Source organism: Verrucomicrobiota bacterium (assembly GCA_037139415.1).
Lineage (GTDB): Bacteria > Verrucomicrobiota > Verrucomicrobiia > Limisphaerales > Fontisphaeraceae > JBAXGN01.
On record JBAXGN010000038.1, the window covers coordinates 22,878 to 46,679 of the forward strand.

The 23,802-nt window shown below is 55.8% G+C and carries 18 protein-coding genes; 4 read left to right on the plus strand and 14 right to left on the minus strand.

The window, feature by feature from the left end; all coding sequences use genetic code 11:
- Positions 1-27: 27 nt before the first annotated feature.
- The 4 genes from WCO56_08740 to WCO56_08755 form a co-directional block, all read right to left on the minus strand.
- Positions 28-705, minus strand: a complete 678-nt coding sequence (locus WCO56_08740) for a hypothetical protein (GenBank protein ID MEI7729647.1) — start codon at positions 703-705, stop codon at positions 28-30.
- A 53-nt stretch (positions 706-758) separates the two neighbouring features.
- Positions 759-1,934 carry an alcohol dehydrogenase catalytic domain-containing protein gene (locus tag WCO56_08745; GenBank protein MEI7729648.1) on the minus strand — a complete coding sequence of 392 codons (1,176 nt, stop codon included), beginning with the start codon at positions 1,932-1,934 and terminating at the stop codon, positions 759-761.
- Between the two features lie 300 nt (positions 1,935-2,234).
- Positions 2,235-3,026, minus strand: a complete 792-nt coding sequence (locus WCO56_08750) for a GxxExxY protein (protein ID MEI7729649.1) — start codon at positions 3,024-3,026, stop codon at positions 2,235-2,237.
- 83 nt (positions 3,027-3,109) lie between these two features.
- Positions 3,110-3,706 (minus strand): NAD(P)H-dependent oxidoreductase, encoded by a 597-nt coding sequence (locus WCO56_08755; protein MEI7729650.1) that lies wholly within the window; start codon positions 3,704-3,706, stop codon positions 3,110-3,112.
- Here WCO56_08755 and WCO56_08760 point away from each other — a divergent pair.
- Positions 3,705-3,893 carry a hypothetical protein gene (locus WCO56_08760; protein ID MEI7729651.1) on the plus strand — a complete coding sequence of 63 codons (189 nt, stop codon included), beginning with the start codon at positions 3,705-3,707 and terminating at the stop codon, positions 3,891-3,893. The genes WCO56_08755 and WCO56_08760 overlap by 2 nt on opposite strands.
- A gap of 219 nt (positions 3,894-4,112) precedes the next feature.
- Here the strand turns inward: WCO56_08760 and WCO56_08765 are convergent, their stop codons facing one another.
- Complete coding sequence (locus WCO56_08765) at positions 4,113-9,731, minus strand: immunoglobulin domain-containing protein (GenBank protein MEI7729652.1); 5,619 nt, start codon at positions 9,729-9,731, stop codon at positions 4,113-4,115.
- A 163-nt stretch (positions 9,732-9,894) separates the two neighbouring features.
- Here WCO56_08765 and WCO56_08770 point away from each other — a divergent pair, with 163 nt between their 5' ends.
- Both WCO56_08770 and WCO56_08775 read left to right on the plus strand, forming a co-directional pair.
- A complete protein-coding gene (locus WCO56_08770) occupies positions 9,895-10,068 on the plus strand; it encodes a hypothetical protein (protein ID MEI7729653.1) in 174 nt (57 codons plus the stop codon).
- Between the two features lie 534 nt (positions 10,069-10,602).
- Positions 10,603-11,364, plus strand: coding sequence for a Nif3-like dinuclear metal center hexameric protein (locus WCO56_08775; GenBank protein MEI7729654.1), 762 nt, complete (start codon positions 10,603-10,605; stop codon positions 11,362-11,364).
- On the opposite strand, the gene WCO56_08780 is transcribed toward WCO56_08775, so the two are convergent.
- The 7 genes from WCO56_08780 to WCO56_08810 are packed head-to-tail and all read right to left on the minus strand — an operon-like array spanning position 11,365 to position 18,365.
- Positions 11,365-13,035, minus strand: coding sequence for a sulfatase-like hydrolase/transferase (locus WCO56_08780; GenBank protein MEI7729655.1), 1,671 nt, complete (start codon positions 13,033-13,035; stop codon positions 11,365-11,367).
- A 44-nt stretch (positions 13,036-13,079) separates the two neighbouring features.
- Entirely contained in the window at positions 13,080-14,462 is a 1,383-nt protein-coding gene (locus tag WCO56_08785) for an FAD-linked oxidase C-terminal domain-containing protein (protein MEI7729656.1), read from the minus strand.
- On the minus strand, positions 14,459-14,698 hold the full coding sequence (locus WCO56_08790) for a DUF2007 domain-containing protein (GenBank protein MEI7729657.1): 240 nt from the start codon (positions 14,696-14,698) through the stop codon (positions 14,459-14,461). Before WCO56_08790 ends, WCO56_08785 begins: the two co-directional genes overlap by 4 nt.
- Positions 14,699-14,712: 14 nt before the next feature.
- Positions 14,713-15,720, minus strand: coding sequence for a TRAM domain-containing protein (locus WCO56_08795; protein MEI7729658.1), 1,008 nt, complete (start codon positions 15,718-15,720; stop codon positions 14,713-14,715).
- A gap of 7 nt (positions 15,721-15,727) precedes the next feature.
- Positions 15,728-16,831: an MlaD family protein gene (locus tag WCO56_08800; GenBank protein MEI7729659.1), complete on the minus strand. Its 1,104-nt coding sequence runs from the start codon at positions 16,829-16,831 to the stop codon at positions 15,728-15,730.
- A gap of 1 nt (position 16,832) precedes the next feature.
- The gene (locus WCO56_08805; protein ID MEI7729660.1) at positions 16,833-17,585 is read right to left on the minus strand and encodes an ABC transporter ATP-binding protein; all 753 of its coding nucleotides are present in this window, start codon (positions 17,583-17,585) and stop codon (positions 16,833-16,835) included.
- Positions 17,586-17,591: 6 nt separating this feature from the next.
- Positions 17,592-18,365: an ABC transporter permease gene (locus WCO56_08810; GenBank protein ID MEI7729661.1), complete on the minus strand. Its 774-nt coding sequence runs from the start codon at positions 18,363-18,365 to the stop codon at positions 17,592-17,594.
- 220 nt (positions 18,366-18,585) lie between these two features.
- Between WCO56_08810 and WCO56_08815 the strand changes: the two genes are divergently transcribed.
- Positions 18,586-22,971, plus strand: a complete 4,386-nt coding sequence (locus WCO56_08815) for an immunoglobulin domain-containing protein (protein ID MEI7729662.1) — start codon at positions 18,586-18,588, stop codon at positions 22,969-22,971.
- Between the two features lie 147 nt (positions 22,972-23,118).
- Here the strand turns inward: WCO56_08815 and WCO56_08820 are convergent, their stop codons facing one another.
- Both WCO56_08820 and WCO56_08825 read right to left on the minus strand, forming a co-directional pair.
- Positions 23,119-23,553 (minus strand): hypothetical protein, encoded by a 435-nt coding sequence (locus WCO56_08820; protein MEI7729663.1) that lies wholly within the window; start codon positions 23,551-23,553, stop codon positions 23,119-23,121.
- A gap of 6 nt (positions 23,554-23,559) precedes the next feature.
- Positions 23,560-23,802: hypothetical protein (locus WCO56_08825; protein ID MEI7729664.1), on the minus strand; the 243-nt coding region annotated here is incomplete at its 5' end.

A 23,802-nucleotide genomic window follows, 5' to 3' on the forward strand; every position in this document is an offset into this window, starting at 1 on the left:
TTCAATTTTTTTCAAATTACCAGCGTGCTATTGCACCGTATAGGTAAACTGCCAATGTGCATCCCCGTTGCCAGCACCTCGAATATAAAGAAAACCTTCACCAATTTGAAAATTCATATCGATCTGCTGTGCTCCGTCATTCCAACCATAATCGGGGTCATAACTAAAAACAGCCCAACCAACATTCGGATCCCATTTATAAATAGTATCGTAAGGCGCACTCGGGAAATTTAATGCGGCATTCGTCAGTGATGTGGTCACAGGAATTGGCATCGACATGAACGTCAACTTATTTTCCGGAATGTTATTACTAATGACTCCCTGCACCACTTCACCCACAAACGTCAGCGGAAAATTGGTTGTTGCTTGATCATAATAAAAGAAACAGCATTGCCCTGGATTCAACCCAATATAATCAGCCACTACCGCACCATCATTCAAGCCGTAATCCGGATCATAACTGAAGTATGTCCAGCCATCCTGCCAGAGATAGACAGCGGAGTAGGGTGGCAAATTTGTGAAAATCTGATTCAAAATATTACTACCGTTCTTTAACGGAGGAGCAATCAGGTTGAATTTGGAAGGTAAATTCGTCACGGTGGCATACCCCACGACGTTGACTGAGTAAACTTCACCGGCCGCGAGGGCGCTGATTGCAGTGCCGATTCCGACCGCCGCCGTCATTAACATTGTTTTTGTTTTCATCTTCTAAACTCTATTCTATTGTTATTGTGTGCACGACTAACTTCGCAGACTTTTCAATCACTGTCAACGGGTTTTTTTATTTTTTTTGCACTATTTTTTAAACCTCCCGATTCGCACGTGTGTTTTTCTGTATCTTGCTGCAATACAACTACTTTTAAAGATGTTTCGGACGGGTTTGCGGCCACATTCACGGCTTCCGCCGTGTTTTCGAGCGAAAAAACGTGGCTGATCAGCGGTCGAACATCCAGTTTTCGCGCGAAAACGAGCCGCGCCACCTCCGGTTGCAGGGTGACATCGGAGGAATAGCTGCCCAGCATATCCTTCTCATCCACGCAGATTGCCGAAAAATCCACCTCAGCCACATCGCCCCGCTTGGTATGCGCAAACAACATCAACTGTCCACCGCCCCGCAACAGTTCCCGCGCTTGGCTCACCGCCGCGTTCGACGGTACCGCTATGACCGCCGCGTCGAGTCCCCGGCCTTTGGTTTTAGACTTGACTATTTTATGAAGGACTATTGCGTCCGGCGCACCGGCATGGACGGCTCCAAAACGGCGGGCCAGCCGATGTCGCGCGGGAAGCAGGTCCGTCGCGATCACCTTCATGCCGCGCAGGGTGAGGAGGCGCGTGAACATGAGGCCGATGGGCCCCTGCCCCGCCACCAGCACCACATCCCCTGGCAACAGGCTCAACCGCAGGATGGCCTTCAGAATGGTGTTCACTGGCTCCAGCATCGCCCCTTCCACAAAGCTGTTTTTCGCCGGGATCTTCACCACGCCCGGCAACACAAACGACATGACCCGCACATATTCGGCATAGCCGCCCCCAGCCGGCTCGAAGCCGGCCGTGATGCCAGTGCGCTTATACGTGGCGCACTGCGCAAAGGCGCGGTGCCGACAGGCATGGCATTTCAGGCACGGCACATGGTGATGCAGGGCGACGCGCTCCCCAACGTGAAAGCCCTGGACCCGCGCACCCACCCGGACAATGACCCCGGCGGTTTCATGGCCGAACACGCGCGGCGGCGGCACCGTGCCGTACTGGATTTTTTTGATGTCGGTGGGGCAAACGCCGCAGGCGGCCACGCGAACCAGCAATTCACCGGCAAGGATGCGCGGAACCGGAAGCGTTTCCAGCCGCAGATCGTTAGGCCCACGATACACGACTGCCCGCATCGTTTTCGGGATTTTGCAGAAAGATGAACCGGCAGAAATATGTTTTGAATTCATAAAATGGTTGGGAATTTTGCAGAAAGATGAGCCGGCAGAAATATAATTTAATTTAAATTTTTCGGAAGCTCGTTCCCAATGGCCGGGATGTTTCTTATCGTGGTTGAATTGCACAACTTTCGATGGGAATTTTGCAGAAAGATGAACTGGCAGAAATATAATTTTATTTGAATTTCGCGGAAACTCGTTTCCAATGGCCGGGATGTTTCTCATCGTGGTTGAATTGCCCAGCTTTCGACGGGGATTTTGCAGAAAAATGAACCGGCAGAAATATAGAGGACACATTCACAAAATGATTTATTACAGGTTGTTTTTCAGTGTTTTAAAGGTGAGTTGGGCGCGAGCTATATTCACCCAAAGGATGGCATCCAATCGCGTGTGTTGCAGCAACCGCCGGGCGTGCTGTTCAAATGCGCCCGCATCCTCCTCCAGCGCGGTAAGTTTGAACGCCATGCCTGGCGCCGCCAACCGCATCTTCTTTATACCGGTTTTGCGCCCTGAAATGATCACGTCCACATCCCTGATCACCTGCTGTTCACCGCCGAGAAAATGCACCATGGCCTCCTCGTACAACGGTAGTTCCAACCCGGTACCCCAGTCCTTTACCAGCGCCACCAATCGTTCTTCAAACTCGCGACTTACTGCATCTTTGGCATAATCAGTTACCACTAACTCAAATTTTCGCCGATCCGCCAATCGTAAACTCGTGTTAATGAATTCATGTTCGACTTTGTCGGTTCGGAGATTAACCAGTTTAGCATGGGCTAAATCCGCCAACAGCAAATAATTCAGCAACTGCATGCGGTGGAGCGGCGTCAGGAATTCAACGGCCTTGAACTCAAACAAAGCCCCTTGATTGACCACTGCATCGAAATAGTAGGTCTTGTTAAACGATTCGTGCCCGACCACCACCGGCACCTCCAACAAAACATTGGGTAAACGCTCTGCCAATTCGTGTTTATAAACCACCTCATCGAACAGCCGCCCCAATTCCCTGTGCATTTTGAACACGCACTCCATCACCTCATAAGCAATCCGCCCAAATTCGGGTTGCTCCAGTCGGCGCAATGCGATCTTACGAACAATGGGCATAGAGTATCTGGCCAATCAAAATATCTTCATCTTTTTGCCAGATAATTTTTTTGCCATGTCTGGTTTTCCATTTTTCTGCCGGTTTATTTTTCTGCAAAAATCCGGGCGGCGGTAGCGCGGGTCTGGTCCAGCCAGGTACGACGTTGCTCCGGCGTGCTGGCGATTACCGGGGCGAATACCAACCGCTCCACCAACGGCACGCCCAGGTTGCGGAATACCACCGTTTTCCAAAACACCTCGAGCGGATCGCCGTACATCTCGATTTCCTTGTCCTGCGGGTTGTTGGCCGTGGTGACCACCAGCGCCCGCTGAAGCGGAAGCAACCCTTGGGAGCGCGCGCCACCCTTGCCATCCGGCACAAAGTTATAGGCCCGCCCCGGTCGAAACACGCGATCCACCCAGCCTTTCAGAATCGCCGGCGGCTGGCTCCACCAATTGGGATGGACCACCACCAGCCCCATCGCCCGCTCCATTTCCGCCGCGTAAGCCTCAATGTGCGACGGCAGCGCGGCCCCGCGCGCAAGTTCCTCACTGCGCATGACCGGATCAAACTGCTCCGCATAGAGATCGTGGAAGGCAACCGTGTGCCCGGCAGCCGTCAAGGCGGAACGCACTGTGTCCGCCAAAGCATGGTTAAAACTGCCCAACGTGGGATGCGCCAAAATAAGGGAAATATTCATGGAAATTGAGAAAATTGGGGGAATTTATTGCAGAAAAATGAACGGGCAGAAAAATATTTTTAATTATTATTTCATGCGGGGAAGCTTGCAGAAAAACGGAAGGCCAAGCGTCTTCCATCACTTATGGCAAAGCATATTTGTTCTTCATTTTTCTGCAAAATCAGGCTGGTTCATTGCCCTGCAGTAATAACCCTGCATTCACAAAACCCAACCGTCTTCCACCACTTCTGGCAAAAATTATCTATTCTTTATTTTTCTGCCGGTTCATTTTTCTGCAAAATCCGGCTGTTCATTGCCCTGCGATGATTGCCCTACCTTCAAGAAAGCCGAGCATCTTCCATCACTCGCGGCAAAACATATCTGTTTTTCATTTTTCTGCCGGTTCATTTTTCTGCAAAATCAGGGCTTATTCCACCGGGACGACGCGGTAGAAGCGCAGGGTGCGGGCGGCTTTGTCATCTTGGATGGTCAGGACGTTTTCGGTCGCCACCAGCGGTTCACCCGCCGCCTGCCAGTCCTGATTCAAGCCGTCCTTGCACTGAACCTGATAGGTCTTGCCCGGCTCGACCGCGAAGGAGAAGCTGACCAGATTTTCCTGGTCCAGACCGGCCGCGAGCGCAGCCGCAGCAGGTCCGGTCGGCTTGGCGGCTACCAGCGGACCAGCCAGCTTGGGCGCCAGACGCACCATCATTACCTGCGGAACGATAACCGTCACCTGGGCCACCTGGCTGGTTACGACCCCCACCATGTTGCTGATGACTACCGAGTACCCCGCACTGCGATTGGGGGTCACCGCCGCCAGCGTCAACGTGGGCAACACCTGGCCACGGATCGGTATCCCGTTGGACAACCATTGGTATTTCAACGTTGCGGTACCGGTCGCCAACACCTTCAAGACCACCGTCTTTTTCTGAACCACGTTCGTGCTCAGCGGCTGACTGGTAATCACCGGCGGGTTCTGAACAAAAATATTGGCCGCCAGCAGGCGGAAGGAACCCACCCGATTGGTTACCCCAACATAATACGCGCCGCTATTGGCCAGTTGCGCATTGGTCAACGTAAGCGTGGAATCGGTCGCCCCCGGCACTTTCACGGTCGACTTAAACCATTGGTAGGTCATCGCAGGCGACCCAGTTACCGTCACACTCACATTGGCGGTGGTACCCACCGGCACATAGAGGTTCTGCAGTTTGGATACGAGCACGGGCTTGAACTCGATGGTCAGGTTGGCCACCGCGCTGGTGACAATGCCATAGGCATTACTCAGCACCACGGAATAGGCCGCCGCCTTGTTGACATTGTTCGCCGTGACACTCAAGAGGGAACTGATCTGCCCCTTGATCGGAACGCTGTTCGAGAGCCACTGATACTTGATCGGTAGTTTGCTGGTAGCCGTCACACTGAACGGGGCCAACGCACCAAAGGCGACCACTTTGTTGGTCGGCTGTTTGCTAATGGTTGGCCCGCCCACAAAGGAAAGGAAACCGACCGCACTGGTGGCCGAGCCGTACGCATTGGTCACCACCGCATAGTAACCACCCCGGGCAGACACGGTGTTCGTCAACTTGGTCAACGTCAACACGTCGCTGGTGGCCCCTGGAACCAACAACCCGTCATGGTACCATTGGAACGACAGCGGTGTGCCACCGGCGGCACCCACCACCAAGTTGGAGGTCCCACCACCCACCGGCACAATCACATTGGTCGGGTTAACCGTGATCACTGGCGGTTGCTGCACCGTCAGCAACACCACCGAACTGGTGGCGGCGCCTTGCGCATTGGTGACCACCACAGAATAATAACCCCCATCGGTCGGCAGCACATTGGTCAGGGACAGGTGGACATCCAATGCCCCGGCGATCCGCAGGGTATTATGGAACCATTGATAGAACAGGGGTGCCGCACCACTGGCGGTAACATCAAAGCCAGCCAAACCGCCCACGCGTGCGGTGGCGGCGACTGGCTGCGCGGTGATCGCAGGTGGCAACAACACCGTCAACGTGGCGACCGAGCTGGTTGCGGCGCCGTACGCATTCGTCACCACCACCAGGTAATTCCCGGCATCTGTCGCTTGGCTGTTGGCAATGGTGTATTGGCTGTTCGTGGCCCCACTGATCACTGATAACGGATTACTGTTCACTGATCTAAACCATTGATAGTGGAACGGAGCGGTGGCGGACACCCCCACCGTCAGGGTGAAATTACCATGCAACCCCACCGATTGACTGGCGGGACTGAGCGTAATCGAAGGCGGCAACAAGATCGTCAGCGTGGCCACCGAACTCGTGGCCGAGCCATAAGGATTGCTCACGACCACCAGGTAATCGCCAGCATCCCCTGCTTGGCTGTTAGCAATGCTGAATTGGCTGTTCGTGGCCCCACTGATGACTGATAACTGATAACTAGTCACTGCCTTGTACCACTGATACGCAAAAGGCGCGGTACCCGAGGCAGCCACAGTGAAACTGCCGTTTCCGCCCAACACGACCGCCTGGTTGGTCGGATTCAGCGCGATCCCCGGCGGTAACAACACCGTCAACGTGGCGACGGAACTGGTGGCCGCACCATACAGATTGGTCACCACCAACTGATAATCCCCGGCATCCAACGCAGCTGCCGTCGGCAGGCTGTAGGCTGAATTGGTGGCCCCACTGATAACGGATAACGGATTACTGATCACTGACTTATACCACTGATAGGCAAACGGAGCCGTACCCGAAACCGCCGCGACGAAGCTGACATTGCCACCCAAAACCGCCGATTGATTGGTCGGGTTTAACGTAATGGTGGGCGGCAGGAGCACAGTCAGGGTGGCGACCGCACTGGTGGCGGAACCGTACAGATTGGTCACCACGACAACATAATTCCCGGCGTCCCCCGCTTGGCTGTTGGTAATGGCGTATTGGCTGTTCGTGGCCCCACTGATAACGGATAACTGATTACCAATCACTGATCTAAACCATTGATACGCCAACGGAGCCGTGCCGGACGCGGCAGAAGCCAAACTGGTGGCCCCCCCCTGCACCACCGACTGGTTGGTGGGATTAAGCGTGATGGCGGGCGGCAACAACACGGTCAGCACGGCCACCGAACTCGTGGCCGAGCCATAAGGATTCGACGCCACCGCCAAGTAACCGTCTGCATCCGCCGCCTGCAGATTGGTCAATTGTAATGTGAGATTGGTCGCAGCCAGAATGGGCGTGACACCCTTGTACCATTGGTAAGTGAGCGGAGCCGTGCCTGAACCATCCACGGTGAAACTGACCGAGCCACCCACCAAAATCGCCTGGTCAACTGGATGGAGGGTGATGCCCGGCTTGAACAACAAACTGAATGCCGCCACGGCGCTGGTCACCGAACCCGAGGCGTTGGTCACCACGACCTGATAGCTGCCAACCTGGGCGGCAGACACATTCGTCAACCACAACGTGGCATTGGTTTCATTACCCAACAGATTCGTACCATTAAAGACCCATTGATACGACAGCGTCGCCGCCCCCAGAGCGGTAACCGTGAAAGACGCACTGCCGCCGACAAGCGCGTTGGTATCCTTCGGTTGTGCGGTAATACCGGGGGCATCGAACACCTGAAGCTTGGCGACGAGACTGGTGGCGGAACCGTACAGATTGGTCACCACGACAACATAATCCCCAGCATCCCCCGCTTGGCTGTTGGTAATGCTGTATTGGCTGTTCGTAGCCTCACTGATAACTGATAACTGATTACTGATAACTGATTTGTACCATTGATAAGCAAACGGCGGTTCGCCCAGCACACCCACCGTAAATGAAGCACTCCCAGCCAGGGACACGGAAGTATCGGTTGGTTGCGCCGAAATCGCCGGCGTCTGCAACACGGTCAGCACGGCCACCGCACTGGTCGCCGATCCGTAAGCATTGGCCACCACGGCATAATAACTGCCTTCACCGACTTTTTGCACGTTCGTCAGGGTCAGCGCCGCATTGGTGGCCCCCGTCAGCAAGGAACCAAGGCCATACCACTGATAGGTGAACGGCGTGGTACCAGTCGCGGTCACAGCGAATTGGGCCGTACCCCCAACATACACGGTTTGATTGGTGGGGCTCGAGGCGATGAGGGGCGACTCCAGGATGGTCAATACCGCCACCGCACTGGTTACCGAACCGTACGCATTGGCGACCACCACCTGATAGTTACCGGCATCCGCCGCTTGGCTGTTGGCAATCGTGTATTGGCTGTTCGTGGCCCCACTGATTACGGATAACTGATTACTGATAGCTGATCTAAACCATTGATACGTGAAAGGCACCGGACCCGACGCAACGATCACGAATGCGGCGGTGTTCCCAGCCAGCACACTTTGGTTGGTCAGGTTGACAGTAATGGTCGGCGGCAGGAGCACGGTCAGGGTGGCTACCGCACTGGTGACAGAACTGTACAGATTGGTCACCACCACAAAATAATTCCCGGCGTCCCCCGCTTGGCTGTTGGTAATGGCGTATTGGCTGTTCGTGGCCCCACTGATAACTGATAACTGATTACTGATAACTGATCTAAACCATTGATAGTTCGGCGCCGTGCCCGTGGTGGCCACGCTGAAATGAACCGTCCCACCCACGACCACCGATTGGCCGATGGGATTCAGCGTAATCGTCAGCGGTTGCACCAATGTCAACGCTGCCACCGTGCTGGTCACCGCGCCGTATTGGTTGGTGATTACCACATAGTAACTGGCAGAAGCCTGCACATTGGTCACGGTTAAGCTCGCATTGACCGCGCCAGCCAGAACCGTGCTGTTCACAAACCATTGGTACGACAGCGCCGTCCCCATGGCATTGACCGTAAACGAGGCCATACTGCCGGCCAACGCGGACTGGTCCGCCGGGTTGGCCACAATGGCTGGCGCCAGGTTGGCGGCCAACAGCGCCACCGCACTGGTAGCGCTGCCATACGCATTGGTGACGATGACCTGGTAACTACCGGCCTGCGTCACCTGGACATTGGTCAGAATCAAGGTGCCATTCGTCATGCCCGCCAGCACGTTCGTCCCGTTAAAATACCATTGATACGACAGCGGCGCGGTACCCGCTACGGAAACCGCAAACGTGGCGGTGTCACCCGTCGCCACAGCCTGGTTGGTAGGGGATGCGGTGATCATCGCCGGCACCAGCACAGTAAGCGTCGCAACATCACTGGTGGCTGAACCGTAAATATTGCCCACCACCACTTGATAGTTGCCAGCGGCAGCAGTCTGGATATTCGTTAAGGCAAGGGACGCATTGGTGGCCCCCGCAATCACATTGGTGGCATTAAAGTACCACGCATAGACAAACGCATTGGTGCTATAAACCGATACCGTAAACGTCGCATTGGAGCCCAACAAATTGGTGATGCTCTGCGGTTGCGTGGTGATGGCGGGAGCGGGGGGGCTTGGCGGACTGTAGGCGGTCAAGTTCCAGTAAGGCATTCCTCCAGAACCCAAAGTTGGAGGAATAATTGCAGGAACTTTTAACACGTCTGGCGGTAGAAAACTAAATAACGGCGATAACCCATATAATGTGCCAACTGGTACGTTTCCGGCATCCATGTTGGTTTTGAACGCTTCCCAAGTAGCCCCGTACGTGCTGTTCCATACCCGCACTTGAAAATGATTGGTGACCGCCGCCTCCACCTTGTAAGCCGTATTCGACGCATTCCCAGCAGTAAAGCGACCATCGAATAATGAATTAAACCCAATAATGCCACTGGTATTCGTGTACAGTGCGGTCCCGGTGATGCCACTACTGGCGTTGTCGGGCCAAGTATAAGCACGCCGATCCGTTAGATTGGTGGCGATAGCATTGGTGCTGTAGTAGATGGCCAATCTTAAACTGCCATAAGTCGCATTGGATTTGATTGTAGATGTACCCGTGAGAGATGCGACTTCGTTTACATTGAATATCTTATTTGTTCCCACAGAATTTTGGAAAAGAAAATACCCTGGATCAGCCACCACTGAAACCGCCATGCAGGCCATGAGACCCAGAGCTAAAGTCAATTTTTTCATATTCAATTAAATCGCCGCCGGTTAAAAACCATCAAGCGTCCCCTGTCACGTTTCGTCTTTTTTAACGCGTCCACGCGCCATCCCGCCAACAGGAGCCCGCCCACTTCAAAATATAATCTGTGAGGACGCTACCAAACCCAACCCGCCCCACGCAAGCATAAACATGCAGCATAAACATGCTGATTTTGAGAGGCGAAAAACGGAACGGACCATGGCAAAAAAATTAGCTGGCAAAAAAATTGAAAAACCTTTGATTTTGAAGATGGCCCGCCGCGGGAAATGGCGCAAAAATGGATTGGTACAATTAGGCGTCGAATTTGCCGCAGATCATATCTGAAAATTCTATCAGTTCAATATCCATCGTTTGGCGGACGAACCCAGCGGCCCGAATGGCAAATCCGCCAATGATGACATAGCGAGCCTCCAGCCGGTTCAGTTCGCGACACAGACCGGCCAAGTCTTCCACCGTAGGTTCGCAAGGCTCTAGCTCTGGCGCGGGCGAGTGATCATTTTCCATAGCCATTCATCAGCCTCTTCGTGGGAACGAAAGCGAAATACTCCTTTGGGAACATGTACTCCCCCAAAAGCCTGGCGCCAGGCAGTTGCGTTGGCCTTGGAACTGTTTTGGGGGGACAAGCCTTCAGTCATGCGTCGGCGCTGGCCGACTTGCTTTCCGATGAGCTGTTCATTTGGTTTTAATGATTCCATGCAGCTCGTTAAAAGTATCGCACCTGCGGTTGTAGCACAAGGTAAACAACTGAGTGAAATACGGAAGATGGCGTCAAACCGTAGTTTGGCTCGATGTATGCATCCGCTCAGCGATTATTCCAAAGTACTCGCTTTTTATTCATAGCCACACTAGAGTGCCTGGATGAAAACGGTCCCGCTCAAAACAGTGGTGCAATATTGTGATCGCCGGTTGCGCACCTCGGAAATCCAGGATTACGAGGGAGCGGTCAACGGGTTACAGGTGGAAAATAACGGGCAGGTCAGCCGCATCGTGGCGCTGGTGGATGCCAGCCTGGCCACCCTCAAGCTGGCGGTCGCCGCCAAAGCGGATCTGGTGCTGGTGCATCACGGACTATTCTGGAGCCCCACCCATCCCTGGACCGGGCGACGGCGGGAGTTGATGGAATTGTTGATCACCAACAACGTGGCCGTGTACAGCTCGCATTTGCCATTGGATGCCCACCCAAAACTGGGCAACAACGCACAGTTATGCGACGCGCTGGGTTTGAAAAAACGCCAACCGTTTTTCTTTGAGAAAGGTCAGTACCTGGGCTTCAAGGCAACCACCCGGATTTCACGTGCCGAGTTGGGAAACAGATTATCTGCCGTGCTTGGGCATCCGCCCATCCTATTACCCGGTGGCCCGGAGCTTTGCCGCAGCATCGGCATCGTCACCGGCGGGGCAGGCAGCCAGTTGAAACTTGCCGCCAAAGAAGGCGTGGATACCTTTATCACCGGCGAAGGACCGCACTGGACCTATGCACTGGCGGAGGAGCTGGGCCTGAATGTTTTTTACGGTGGCCACTACGCCACGGAGACGTTCGGAGTCAAGGCACTGGCGGCGGAACTCTCCCAAAAATTCAAAATCCCCTGGCAGTTTATTGATTATCCAACGGGGCTATAGTCACTTGTTGCGTTGCCGCAAGGGGGCATTGGGCAGCGTGGCGCGCAAAAATTCCTCCTTGTCCAAAACACCATCGCTGTTGGTATCGCGGGCCTTGAACCATGCCTCGGCCTCGGCGCGATCGCGGTTCGCCGAAAATTCCTCGAAGCTGAGCTTGCCATCATGGTTGGCATCCAATTTTTCAAAGAGTGCTTCGCGCGATGCGTTATTTTGCCGGTTCGCGTTGGCTTTGGCGGCGCCAGGCTTCCGGTCGTTGGGGATGGGTAAAGGCAGGTAGTCGAAATCCAGGATCATCTTTTTCTGCAAGGCCTCTTTCAATTCGCGCTCGACGGCAGCAAGTTCCTCGCGCCCGGCGAGGTTATGCAGTTCGTTCGGGTCGTTTTGCAGGTCATAAAGCTCGTACACCGGACGGGGACTGGTGAAATACAGGGTCTCGAATTCCGTGGCGAGCCGCAGTTCTTCGTGCGCCTTGGTGATCTCCTGCCAGCCGGAGTCGCCAGCGCTATCCACCGGGAGATAACGGAGGTTGGGTGTGACGTTATAGATCAGCTTGTAATGGTCGCTGCGCGCACAGCGGCTGTAGTCCACAGCATTGGCAGCGGTTTTTTCAGTGAAGGCGGCACCGCCATGGGGACCGCGTTCGGCAAAAATAAATGACCGGGGAGTAAAGACTTCGCCTTTCAGTTCCGCCAGGAAGCTCACCCCGCTCATAAAAGGCGGCACGGATAGACCAGCGGCTTGCAGGCAGGTTGGTGCAATGTCCTCCCCGGAAAGAATAACCCGGGAATCACCGCCCGGCTTGATCACGCCAGGCCACCAGGCCAGCAGCGGAACATTCAAGCCCGGATCATGCAGGCAACCTTTGCCGCTGGGAAACGCCAACCCGTTGTCACCCATGAAGAACACCAGCGTGTTTTCCAAACCCGCCCGGTCTTTCACAATGTCGAGCACCGTTTGAAAGTCTTCGTCGGCATGCTCGATTTCACCCAGGTAAAGGGAGAGATCCTTCCGCACCCCGGGCAGGTCAGGCAGGTAACCCGGCACTTTAAGCGTGGCCGGGTCCGGCGGGTGTTTGCCGGTATTCCAAGGATGATGCGGATCATTGAAGTTTACCCACAGGAAGTACGGTTTGTCCTTGGGCCGCACATCAAAAAACTCTTTCATGCGTTGCGGCACCATCTGCTGGTTTGAAACATCCACGTAGTCGAAACGAGTCTTGAAGGTGTGCATGCGATTTTCCTGGAAGACGCGTTCGCTGACCTCGGGCCCGTTGCCCGAACCGTCGAGATGATGCGTGCGCCCCAGGACCCCGACAAAGTAACCGGCATCCTTCTTGAGGAGTTCCGGGAACGTGACTTCCTCGCGTGGCAACGGCGAACTAAACCGTGTGATGCGGCAGGCCACCGGAGACCGACCGGTCATGATCGAAGCCCGGGAGGGCACGCACTGCGGGGCAGTGGTGAACATGCGATGGAACTTGATGCCTTCAGCCGCGAACCGGTCCAGGTTAGGCGTCTTCATCTCAGCGGTGCCGTAGCAACCCAGGAAGGGATAACTATGGTCATCGGAGAGCACGAAGAGAATGTTGGGTTTCCTCGGCGTGTCAGCCGCCTGATTAGGCACAGGCAGCGCCAGTGCGGCGATGGCAGCAAGCAGATAGAATCTTTTCATGGCGGTTATTTTCATGGTTTATAACCCCACGGAAAATGTCACTCTCAGGACAAAAACTTGCCTGGATTCAAAATTCCTTTGGGGTCCAATGCGTGCTTGATATCCAAGTGGAACTGGCGCACCTCGGGGGACACAGCCAACGGCCACCAGCGTTTCTTGGCAAGGCCAATGCCGTGCTCGCCGGTGATGACACCCTGCCAGGCGATGATCTGTTGGAACAGTTCGTCCAAGGCGGCTTCACTCCGGGCTTTGACGCCTGGGAGATTGAAATCCACCATGATGTTGACGTGGATATTGCCGTCGCCAGCATGGCCGAAGCAGGCCACCGCCAGTTCGTATTTCTTTTGCAACCCGGCGGTGAACCGGAACAAGTCCTCCAACCGTCCGCGCGGTACCACGATATCTTCGTTGAGTTTGGTCAGGCCGGTATCGCGCAGCGCATAGGAAAATTCGCGCCGCAACTGCCATAGTTTTTCACAGGCATCCGCCCCGATGGCGCGATCAATGAACAGCGGTTTACGTTGCCGCAACAACCGGGAAAGATCCGCCAAATCGGCGTTGACGGCGCGTGTGCGGCCATCGAGTTCGACAAAAATCAAGGCGCGACACCCATCCAGGCGGCGGCTCCCGGTGCGTTTACGGGCGGCGGCCAGCGTGAATTCATCAGCTACTTCCAGCGCGCACGGCAGGAAACCGGCGGCAAAGATGGCGCGGATGGCCTGCGCGGCCGCCCGCATGGAATCAAAACCCACCACCAACAGGGCGCGATGCGGCGGCAGCGGCAACAGCTTCAAGGTGGCTTCCGTGATGACCCCCAACATGCCCTCACTGCCGACAAAAAGACGGCTGAGGTCAAACCCGGTCTTGTTTTTGTGGGTGCGGCTGCCCAAGCGCAACACCGTGCCGTCCGCACGCACCGCTTCAACGCCCATCACATAGTCGCGTGTGACGCCGTATTTCAAACAGCGCGGGCCGCCGGCATTGGAGACAATATTGCCGCCGAGGCTGCAATCCTTGCGGCTGGCGGGGTCCGGCGGATAGAAAAGGCCGCATTTTTCCACTGCGTCCTGAAGTTGGGCAGTGATGACGCCCGGCTCGACCACGGCCACGAAATCGGTTTCGTGAACTTCTTTGATGCGGTTCATGCGTTCGAGCGAGAGCACCACGCCCCCCAATTGCGGCACACAGCCGCCCACATACCCATGCCCCGCGCCGCGCGGCGTTACCGGGATGCCGTGTTTATGGGCGAACGCCAGCGTGCGGGAAACCGTGGCGGTGTCACGTGCCAGCACCACGGCATCAGGCTGGCGCGAGGCAAACCATTTATCCCCGGCATAATTGGCCATGACGGCGGGGTCCAGGGTGAGTTCGTCCTTCGGCAGGAGCCGTTGCAACTGCCGGTATTGAGTTTTTGAAACAGCCTTCATGAATCAGATTGAGAGGATTCAGGGGGGGCGGCGAGAAATTCACGGGCATCCTCGGCTTCGTCTCCGGGGACTTCCACGCGCACGCCCCCTGTGCTCTGGGCGTAGCCTTCCATGCTTAACGCGGCCAGCTCGTGGCTGACCGACGCCATAAAACCCGCCGCCTCCAAGCGGGCGCGGACCAGTTCAGCATCGGCGATATTCAACGCGCGATAAACGGTAATGGGATCTGCAAACATAAGTAATGGTCTAATCAGGCAGGGTTGTTGCTCTTGACATCGGCGAAGACAATGACGCCCGCGCCGGTTTGCAGCAAGCTTTGCACCTGCACCTGCACCTGCTGGCCAATCAATGAGTGCCCTTGGTTGACAACCACCATGGTGCCGTCGTTCAAGTACCCGACGCCTTGGCCTTTGTCCTTCCCCTCGCGCACAATGCGCAAGTTGAAATTTTCGCCCGGCAAAATCACCGTCTTCAGCAGATTGCTGAGTTCCTGGAGGTTGAGGTATTTGACGGCCTGCAACTCGGCCACCTTGCCGAGGTTATAATCCGTGGTGTAGAGCCGCGCGTTCAACGATTTGGCCAGCAGCACCAGCTTGGCATCCACCTCTTTTTCCTCGGGGAAATCCGCCTCGTGGATTTTCACCTCGCACACGGCGTTGCGGCGAATACGGTTGAGCATTTCGAGGCCGCGGCGTCCACGTCCGCGTTTGATGGCATCGCTGGAATCCGCTACTTGTTGCAGCTCGCGCAGCACAAAACGGGGCACAATGATAATGCCCTCGACATACTTGTGCTCGATCAAATCCGCCACGCGCCCGTCCACGATGGCGCTGGTATCCAGCAACACCAGGTTCTGCAGCTCATTCTGGCGCGTGAAGCGCACATAGGGAATAATCAGGGAGAAATCCTCCTTGTTGCTGCGCATGGCCAGAACCATGCCCAGATAACCGAACCCGATGAACAGGCACAGGCGGATGAGCCAGAGCAGACGCTCTTCCACGTAGATGAACAGGCCGGACTTGTCCACCAGCCAGGCGATGAAGAACCCCAGCAGCAGGCCGAAGGTGGATGCCGAAAAGGCGCGTAACGAGAAGCCTTTGAGCATCTCATCCACCGCAATCAACAGCCCGCCAAAACCAAAGCCGATTATGGCGCCCAGATACCAGTGCGCGATGAATTCCTCGCGCACCAAGCTCACCATGACGCCCCCGCTGATGCACAGGAGCAAAAACAAAATCCGGATGGCCCAAAATGACATAGTAATATTAGTTATCGGTAGTTTTTCTGCCGCTGTTCGAGCCGGTCTGGTTCGTCTTCGGCAACTTCTGTTTCCAGAGCATCCACCAGATGCCGTTCCGGTTTAAATTGCTGGTGGCCACTTCCAGATTGGCGCTTACATCCAGCAGGTTACCCATCAATAAATCCGTTTTCCGCTTCATTTGCTCGTCCTTCAGCAGACTGCCCAACAACCCTTTACCCTCATCAAGGTCCGTCTGCAAGCTCGCAAGTGAATTCGTGATTTGCCGTGTGGCGGTCTGAACATTGCCAATGACGTTGGCGATATTCGAGCCGTTGGTGGCCACCAGGACATTGATGCCGGCGCTGGCGTTTCGCAGGTTATCCGAGAATTGGGTGAGATTACTCGAGGTCAGGTTGAAGTTGGATACCACCAACGCCACCGTATTGGTCTGGCCCTGCACCAGCAATTGCAGGTCCCCCACCGTCAACCGGGCGCGATCCGACATTTCGCTCAGGTTGGTCAGTGTGACCGCAATATTGCTGCGGGCGTTGGCGGAGATGGACTCAATATTGCGCATGCTGGTGGACAGGTTGTTTGAGAGCGTCGCCAGCATGGCGGGATTCAGCAGGATGCTGCTGACGTTGCTGACCCCGCCGTTGATCTTTTCCACCGCCTGGCTCACCTTCTCCAAGACAATCCCCGCTTCTCGCGCGGTCTCCTGCATGTTGAAGGGCGCGTCACAGCCCACCTTGTCCCCCTCAATCAGGAGCGCCCCCTGGTTTGACTGGGGTTCGATGGAAACGTATTGATCCCCCAGAAACCCCGCCTGTTCGATGGAAAACTTGGCATCCCGCCGGATGGGATACCGGGCGTAAATTCGCAGCGTTACCACCACCAATTTGCCGTCCGGCATCAGGTCCGAGTCTCGCACGTAACCGATCGGCACACCCGCCATCATGACGCTCGCGCCGGGGCGGATGCCGCCGACGTTGGGCGTTTGCATCAGCAGCGTGTAGCCCGGCTTGGTCAGCGAACCGCCCTTGCTGAAAACCAGCATCAGCACCGCGCACAGCACCAGGCTGATGAACACAAACACACCCACTCGCGTGGTCAGCTTTGAATCGTTCATATCAAAATTCCATTGCTTTCGGGTCCGATATCCCATTCACAAACCGATGGACAATCGGATCCTCGGATTTAAAAATTTCCTCCGGCGTGCCGGACGCGTGAATCTTGCCCTGGTGCAGCATCAACACCCGGTGCCCCACCGTCCGGACGCTGTGCATATCGTGCGTGACCACCACCGAGGTCACCTTCAGGCGGTCGCACACGCGCACAATCAACTGGTCAATGCTGTCGGAGACAATCGGGTCCAGCCCGGTGGTCGGCTCGTCATACAGCACGATTTCGGGGCGGTACACAATCGCCCGCGCCAGCCCGGCCCGCTTGCGCATTCCGCCCGAAAGTTGCGATGGCTTTTTCACCCCCGCCCCGGGCAGGTCCACCATCGCCAGCGCTTCCTCCACCTTTTCCGCAATTTCCTTCTCGCTCCATTTATTTTCGCGCCGCAGGGGGAACGCAATATTCTCGGCCACCGTCATCGAGTCAAACAGGGCCGCCCCCTGAAATACCATGCCGAACCGGTGCCGCACCACCAGCAACTGGCGCTCGGTCAGGTGAGAAATATCTTGTCCCTCGATGAGCACCTGGCCGCGATCCGGCTGAATGAGGCCGATGAGATGTTTGAGCAGGATGCTTTTGCCGCCGCCGCTGCGCCCGATGATCACCACCGCCTCGCCCGGCGCGATCCGCAGGCTCACTCCATCCAGCACCCGTTGGGGGCCGAAGCTTTTGTAAATGTCGCGCACTTCGATCATGATCATCCTGGATTACTTGAGCACCTTTTGCAGCAGCAGCGTCAGGAAAAAGTTACTGATGAGAATGCTGATCGAAGCATAGACCACCGCTTCGGTGGTGGCCCGGCCCACGCCCTCCGCCCCCTCGCGGCAATACATGCCCTTGTAACAACCGATTAACGACACCATGATGCCAAAACAAAACGACTTGCACAGCCCCATCAGGACATCCTGGGGAGTGGTGTACCGTACCATGTTGTACCAGCCGTATGCCGGGTCAATGCCCAGCAGGCACACGCCCAGCAAATACGCGGCCACAATGCCCAGGGTGATCGAGCCGATCGTGAGCAGCGGCATTGTCACCACCGAGGCCAGCACGCGCGGCACCACCAGATAATCCACCGGATGCGTCGCCATGGACCGCAAGGCGTCAATTTGCTCGGTGACTTTCATGGTGCCCAGCTCCGCCGCCATGGAGGCCCCCACGCGCCCGGCCAGCATCAGTCCGGCCAGCACCGGCCCAAGCTCCGTACACATGGAGACGCTGACGACCGCCAAGGTCGCCGTGTCAATCTTCACCCGATGGAATTGAAAAAACGTTTGAGCGCAAAGCACCATGCCGGTGAAGGCGCCGGTGATCAGCACCACCGAGAGCGATTTGACCCCGATGTGATACATGTGGTACGTCACATCGCGCCGATTGGGCCGCTGCTTCACCAAGGCACGGCAACACTCAAACGCCAGGAGGGCAATCCGGCCCAACCCGCGCAGCGATCCGTACACCCAGTTATCCAAAAAATCCTGCATAACAACGAAGCATAAACGTAGCAGCTCCGGTGGATTTGCGCCAGCCGTTTTCTTGGGGGTCCTGAGCCCGCACTTTAACGTTCTTTTACTTGCAAAATCTCACAAAGGAGGTATATATTTCGGTAGGTTCAGGGACGAAAAGCCCTGTGCCTGAAAAAGTGATCCGTGACCGATCATTTTCGTGGTTTAGTTTGCGACAACAAACGAACTTATTTTGCTTATGAAAACACTGCCTGTTTCCACAGGAAGCCGGTCTGGTTTCTGGATGGCTATCTTCCTTCTTTCAATGCTCCAAGCCAGTCTGCTCGCAGCGCCTGCGGCGCGTAAGCCTGTGCGGCAAATCATGGGGGGGATGTCCTCGGGTGGGACTGCCATGCCCGGGAGGATAACGCCGCCGACGGTTAATGACCTTTCGATCATCAGCACAAACATTATGCCGTGGCCGGTGTTTTTCTCGGCGGAGCGCGTGATTCAAGGCACCAATGTCTCGGTGAAGGTGACGCCGCCAACTGGCAGCACCAACTATGTGGTGCAGGAAATCCTGCCGGTGGGTGTCACCCCGCAAAATCTGGATCAGGGTGGTGTCTGGGATGCCGCCAGCCAGACGATTCAATGGGGGCCTTTTGTGGATGATCAGCCGCGCACGCTTAATTATAGCGCTTGTGGCAGCGGGTTGGTGAGTGGGACGATACAAAGTCAAAACGGTGGCTACGGCTGGGGTGGTCCCATTATCATGCCTTACAATGGGACGACCAACCTTCCCATGTATCGGACCATGACGGGTCTGAGTGCGAATAGTTCCATTCTTCCCGGTGGCTGCGTTGCTACCTCGGTGGTAAACGTGGTAAGCAAGCCGGAACGATGCATCGCTTATTGGCCGGGATATAACGCGATGACCGTCGGTGCCACGGCGCTGGTTGGCTGCGACGGCAAGGCCGGACTGTTCCGCAGCATTTTCGATCGTTATATCACCATTCAGGTCACGCCCATTCCGGGCGCAACTGGCTACACGGTTGTCGAGGTGCTGCCAGACGGCCTGAGTCCTGCATATTATGACCAGACGGTTCAGTGGGACGCCGGTACGCGCACCTTGACTTGGGGGCCGTTTACCAATGATGTGCCGCAGACGTTAAGTTATGGTGTGGATGGTCCTTCCGGCACGTATGCGGTCAGCGGCAGCGGCATTTTTTCGGATGGCACGGTGGCCATCGCCGGCGACAGCACCATTTCCTTCTATGTGGAACCGGTGCCGTTGGCAATCCGTTACATCTATGATTCAAATGTCACGGTGGTGGTCACGCCGCCGTTCTCCACCAACGTCTATTCCCTGATTGAAACGCTGCCGGATGGGTTGTCGCCTGTCAATTTAGACACGAATGGACAATGGGATGCCACCGCGCGAACCATCACTTGGGGGCCATTTTCCGGTGACCAGGCCGGCCAGTTCTTTTATTCGGTGAGCGGGACCAATGGTTTTTATCAAGTGGAGGGCGTGGTGGTGATGGATGGAACCAATTCACCGGTGACGGGAGATCAGAATGTATCGCTCTGGGTCTATGCTGACCCTGCCACCCGCACGATTCAGGGGAAAAATATCAGTATCACCGTCAATCCATGGGCGTGGGTGACCAATTATACGGTACAGGAGTATTTGCCGAATGGCGTGGTCCCGCAAGACATTGGGCAGGCTGGACAATGGGATGCCGATACTCAGACGATCACTTGGGGACCGTTCACCGACACACAATCGCGAACGCTGACCTATTCTGCTTGCGGCAGCGGGCTTTTGAATGGAAGCCTGAGTGACGCTTCTGATTATTGGAGTGGTGGTGGGGATGTCACGATTTACAAAGCTGGGAATACGCCGGATTTCTACCAGCCAGTCATGAACAGCAGCATTATCGGGGCCAGCGCCTTGATGAGCTGCGATGGCAAAGCAGGGTTGTACCGCACGATTTTTGATCGTGAAGTGACCATTCAAATCACTCCCGCTCCGGGCGTGACCGCCTATACGGTTGAAGAAGTGGTCCCGGCTGAGTTAACCGCTTGGTCCTCTGATGCTTTGGCCAGTTGGGATGATGCCAACCATAAGTTGGTGTGGGGGCCGTTTAGCAATGCCGAGCCGCAGACGCTCTCCTATCAGGTAGATGGCCCCGCTGGCACCTACCAAGCCAGTGGCACGGGTGTGTTTGCGGATGGGGCAGTTGCCATTGGCGGGGATGCTACGTTTGAATTGGTGGATTGGCCCATTGTCATGCCGTTAGCTTACAACGTGAACCTGGGCGATCCCGCCACGCTGAAACTTCAGCTTGGCGGAACCAATGCATTCCAATGGCTGTTGAACGGCTTGCCGTTGACCGGTCAGACCGGGCTGGTGTTGAACCTGCCCGCCATCAACAGTAATTTGCTGGGCAACTACTCGGTCATTATCAGCAACCTGTTTGGGGTTACCACCAGCACGGTGGCGCAACTGACCACGCTGCTCCGTCCCATTATCGCCGGTCAGCCGGTGAACAGCACGGTGACCTTGGGTACCAATGCCACCTTCACGGTCACCGCCACGGGTGACGCCCTTTCCTTTCAGTGGAGCAAAAATGGGATGACGATTCCCGGGGCCACGAATGCGGTTTTAAATCTGACCAACATCCATGTCAGTGACCTTGGCAGATACACCGTGCTGATTAAAAATGCGTTGGGTTCCTTGCAGAGCGCGCCGGCCATCCTGGATGTCAAAAATGCCCCTTCGCTCAATGTGACCCCATTCTCCACCAACATTCTGGCGGGCGGAACGTTGAAGTTGAATATCAAGCCGGATGGCACACCGCCCCTGAAGTACTATTGGTTGCATAATGGCCGGAAGTTGACGGGGCAAACCGGTTCCACGTTGCTCCTGTCCGGTCTCACCACCAATCAGATGGGTAATTATTCCGTGGTGATTTCCAACGCGGTGGGGGTGGTCACCAATTTCGTGGCCAGCCTGCGCGTCATGGTGAAGCCGGTGATTATTCTCGCGCCGCGCAACCAGTTCGTGGAGCTGAATAACACGGCGACCTTCACGGTCACAGCGGTGGGTTCCGCACCGCTCGTTTACCAGTGGCGTAAAGATAACGCGGATTTGGTGGGGGAAACCTCTGATACGCTTGTGTTGTCCAACGTCCAGACCAATGATCAGGGGCGTTACTCGGTGCGCATTACCAACGCGGTGGGTACCGCGACGAGTGCCGCTGCCATCCTGCGTATCCAACAACCGCCCGCCGTCACCGTCCAGCCGACCAACCAATCCGTGATTGCAGGAACCACGGTGCAGTTCAAAACTGCGGTCAGCGGCACGCCGCCGTTCACGTATCACTGGCGCTATGCGGACCATGACCCAACATATGATATTCACCCCATGATTTATCCATGGTATGCCGGCACGGTCCTTCCGGGCCAGCGCTCGCCAGTCCTGACGCTGCCGATGGTTGGCACCAACCACGCCGGTTACTATGCAGTCGTGGTCAGTAATGCGGTGGGGGCGGTGATCAGTCCTTGGGTGCGTCTCCAAGTGACGCCACGCGCCGTCGTGCTCAATTACTTCAAATCGCTTAAGGGCGAGTACAACGGATTGTTTCGTCCGCCGATTACTCACGATACGAATGGGGCTGCCATCGTCACAACGGATTGGACCAACTCCGGTACGGCGAAAGTTTTTGTGAACGAGAAAGGCACGTTCACGGGACTCTTGTCGTATCAGGGCAAACCGCGTCCCTTCTCCGGCGCGTTTGAGACCAACGGCGCGGCCTTGGTGGCCGTCAAGGTGGATGCCGCTACCACGCTCCGCTTGGCCATGAACTTTCAGGCCAATGAGGCGGCCCTGACCGGTGCGGTGAGCCAAAGCGGCGGTTGGACTGCCGAACTGTGGGCTGGTCAGCGTTCGCTCACTAAAACCGAGGGGTATAAAGGCATCTATAACGTCGGATTGGGGGAGATCACCAACGTCCAGGGTGTACTGAGTTTCAATGTATTACCAGCGGGTGTGGTGGTGCTTTCGGGCACGCTCACCGATGGCACAATTATCAACAGCGTTTCCGGGCTGGATACCAATGGTGATTGGGTATTCAACCAGTCCCTGTATGGCGGCAAGGGAATGCTGCTGGGACGAATTCATTGCGCCACCACGGGTGCTGGTGAGGTGCATTGGCAAAAAGTGGTGGATGGCAAGGAAACCAACGGATTTTCCATGAATCCGCCGGTGCAGGTGTCCCGTTACACCGCGCCCGCTTCGAACCAAACTGTAACCGTATGGACCAATGGCATTTTGACGGCTCAGGGTGATAACCTGGCGCCGGTCACAGCGGAAATCACCGTGGCCAGGAACAAAGTCACGATTATTCCCGGCGCCGTAACGCTGACCAACTTGAGCGTGTACGTGGAACCCCGAACCGGCCAGATCCTGGGCAGTTTCCTGTATCCACCCACCAAAAAAACAGTCTTGTTCAGGGGCGTGGTGGTGCAATCCTATACCGGTGGGACATTGTCAGGCGGCACCGGCCTGGGCTGCTTCCTGAACGCCAATTACCATGGCACGGTGAGTTTGCAAACCACCAACCCACCGGTCGTGCCGTGACTGCGGTGCAGTTGCGGGTTTGAGCTTTCCACTGATAACCGAGTTAAAGGAGACCTTTTTCATCGACTTTTACTCATAAACGAGGAATCAAACGGAACCATGAATTCGGACGTATCCAAACCGATCAAGCCGAAAAATTGGTAATGATCACATCAACTTCAGGGTTTTCTCAATGTAGGCAAGGGTTTCCGGTTTGATGCCGGCGTTAGGATCGGGAAACACCGGCAAGGGTGCGGGCGGCGAACCGGGCGTGGCAGCCTTGGCCAGGTACTTGGCCCACAACTCGAAGTATTTGAGGAGCATAGCGGGTGAGGGTGAAGGTTGGAGGATGAATTCCAAGAGGCGAAGTTTGAGGTGGTCGAGGAACAAGGCGTTGAAGTCCTGCGGCAGGGGCTTGGCCCGCAGGAGGTTGAGGGCGGATTCGGCGCGTTCGCGCAAGGTAACCAATTTGGTGATGCTGGATTGGGCGGTGCTGGCGGCGGTCCGGCGGATGACGCGGATAATGCGGCGGACGTGGCGGCGAATGGTGGAGCGGAGCAGCATTGGAAAAGTATAAAGCAGAAGTAACCGGTTATCAGTCATCAGTTATCAGTCATCAGTTATTCCAAATTTCAGAGGAGTTATGGGACGAATGGGAGCGATGGGGTGAGTAGAAAACCAAGCATTGCAAATTGAAAATTGTAAAATGCAAATTTGGGGACCATACAAAATCGCCAATCGTTGATCGCCGATAGCCAAGGGAATTTGGACCGCCAAACACGCAGACCACGCGAAAGGGGAAAAGACCGGGAAATGATTCAGCGCCGACTGACGTGCGGCGGCTACGCGGGT